This window comes from Paenisporosarcina sp. P4_E4_2, assembly GCF_056401595.1.
The window spans coordinates 1-2077 of sequence record NZ_JBFUJC010000449.1 but is presented as its reverse complement, the minus strand read 5'-3'; the positions used below and the strand labels follow the sequence as shown (position 1 = coordinate 2077).

Below are 2077 nucleotides of genomic sequence, written 5' to 3'. Positions count from 1 at the left end.
ACGATATGGTAGCAAGCGGCGAATTGAGTGCGCCAATCGTTATCGGACGTGACCATTTGGACTCAGGATCAGTAGCTTCACCGAATCGTGAAACCGAAGCAATGAAAGACGGCTCGGACGTTGTTGCGGATTGGCCGATTTTGAACGCGATGGTCAATGCAGTGGGCGGCGCGACATGGGTATCCGTTCACCATGGCGGTGGTGTAGGCATGGGCTATTCCATTCATGCCGGAATGGTCATTTTAGCGGACGGTACAAAAGAAGCAGAAGTTCGTCTGGAACGTGTATTAACAACTGATCCAGGAATGGGTATCGTCCGTCACGTCGATGCAGGCTATGATTTGGCGATTGAGACTGCGCGTGAAAAAGGCGTCAACATTCCGATGCTAAAGGGGTCTGAAGCATGATTCCGGTTTGGATAAAAAATGCAGCACAACTTGTAACGGTAGCCGGTGAAAACGGCCCCCGAGTTCGAGAAGGAATGTCTGACCTCGGGTTGATCGCAGATGGCAGTGTGTGGATGGAAAATGGAAAAGTAGTGGCGGTGGGCACGACGTCTGAGCTTGAAGCTTTATATGGCACACGTGCCCATGAAGCGGATATTATCGATGCAACAGGGCGTTTGGTGACACCGGGTCTGGTCGATCCGCATACGCACATATCATATGGAGGAAGCCGCGAACGTGAATTCGAAATGCGTCTCGAAGGTGCAACGTACATGGAAATCATGAATGCTGGTGGCGGTATTCATGCGACAACACGTATGACACGAGATGCGTCAGAAGACGAACTGGTGGAACAAACAACGCGCCGCCTAGACTCGTTCCTTGAGCATGGCGTGACAACCGTGGAAGGCAAAAGTGGCTATGGACTAGATTTGGAAACGGAATTGAAACAACTGAGAGTGATGAAACGATTGAATGAAAGTCATCCGATTGACTTGGTTCCAACGTTTATGGGCGCTCATGCAGTCCCTCAGGAATATAAAGGACAAGAAGACGAGTACATCGATCTTTTGGTAAATGACATGTTGCCGAAAGTTGCGGAAGAAAAATTAGCTGTTTTTAACGATGTTTTTTGTGAAGTCGGAGTATTCACACCGGAACAGTCCGAACGAATTTTAGAAGCAGGCAAAAAACTCGGCTTGATTCCCAAAATTCATGCTGATGAAATTGAGTCTTACGGTGGCGCGGAACTGGCTGCCAAAGTTGGTGCAATTTCAGCGGAACATCTATTGAAAGCATCTGATGAAGGTGTGCGTTTAATGGCTGAAGCAGGCGTCATTGCCTGTCTTTTGCCAGCGACCGCTCTGTATTTACGTGAAGAAGCAGCAAAAGGCCGTGCGATGATTGATGCAGGTGTAGCCGTAGCCATCTCAACAGACTGCAATCCTGGTTCGTCACCAACGACTTCGATGCCTTTGGTCATGAATTTGGCCTGCATCTCTATGCGTCTAACTCCTGCAGAAGCATTGGTTGCCGCAACGATGAACGCTGCGTGTGCCATTGGCATGCAAGAGAATGTCGGTTCATTGGAAGCGGGCAAACAAGCGGATGTCGTAATGTGGAATGTATCCAATTACCAGGAGCTGCAATATCTTTTCGGCGTGAATCACGTTGGTTCGGTGTGGAAAAAAGGTGTACAGGTGGTGGGTTAAATGAAACATTTACAACTGCCTGAATGGTCATGGCGCGATGCTTCCGGAGATTTCGTACATCAGTGGGTAAAACCGCTTGCTGAACAGTCTCCGGACATGGTGATTTATGGCGCGCCCATTTCCCGCTCTTCAATCAGTGTTTCCGGCGCTTCCTTATATCCAATGGAATTCCGCAAATTGTGGAAAGGGTTCTCCACGTATAACTTAGATGAGGACTTGGATTTATCTAGCTACATCGTTCGTGATGCGGGAGATGTCGTTATGCATACGACCGATATTTTAATGTCACATGAACRCATTGAAGACACTWCATATGAATTAGTCCGCACATTTGAACAATCAACTACATGTTTAATTGGTGGCGATCATTCTGTAACTGCATGTGCGGTAAGAGGTCTTAAGAAGGCCTACCCAGACGAG

The 2077-nt window shown here is 48.1% G+C and carries 2 protein-coding genes and 1 pseudogene; all 3 read left to right on the top strand.

The window, feature by feature from the left end; genetic code table 11:
- A pseudogene (locus AC1DSB_RS18490) lies at positions 1 to 407 on the top strand (urocanate hydratase); the annotation flags it as partial.
- Positions 404 to 1657, top strand: a complete 1254-nt coding sequence (gene hutI, locus AC1DSB_RS18485) for an imidazolonepropionase (RefSeq protein WP_477531047.1) — start codon at positions 404 to 406, stop codon at positions 1655 to 1657. The pseudogene AC1DSB_RS18490 and the gene hutI, both read left to right, overlap by 4 nt.
- The coding region (locus AC1DSB_RS18480) for an arginase family protein (protein WP_477587328.1) at positions 1658 to 2077 on the top strand (420 nt) is incomplete at its 3' end. It abuts the gene before it with no gap.

Excerpts from the sequence above, each read along its gene's own strand:
- hutI (WP_477531047.1), top strand. The coding sequence starts at position 404 with ATGATTCCGGTTTGGATAAAAAATGCAGCACAACTTGTAACGGTAGCC.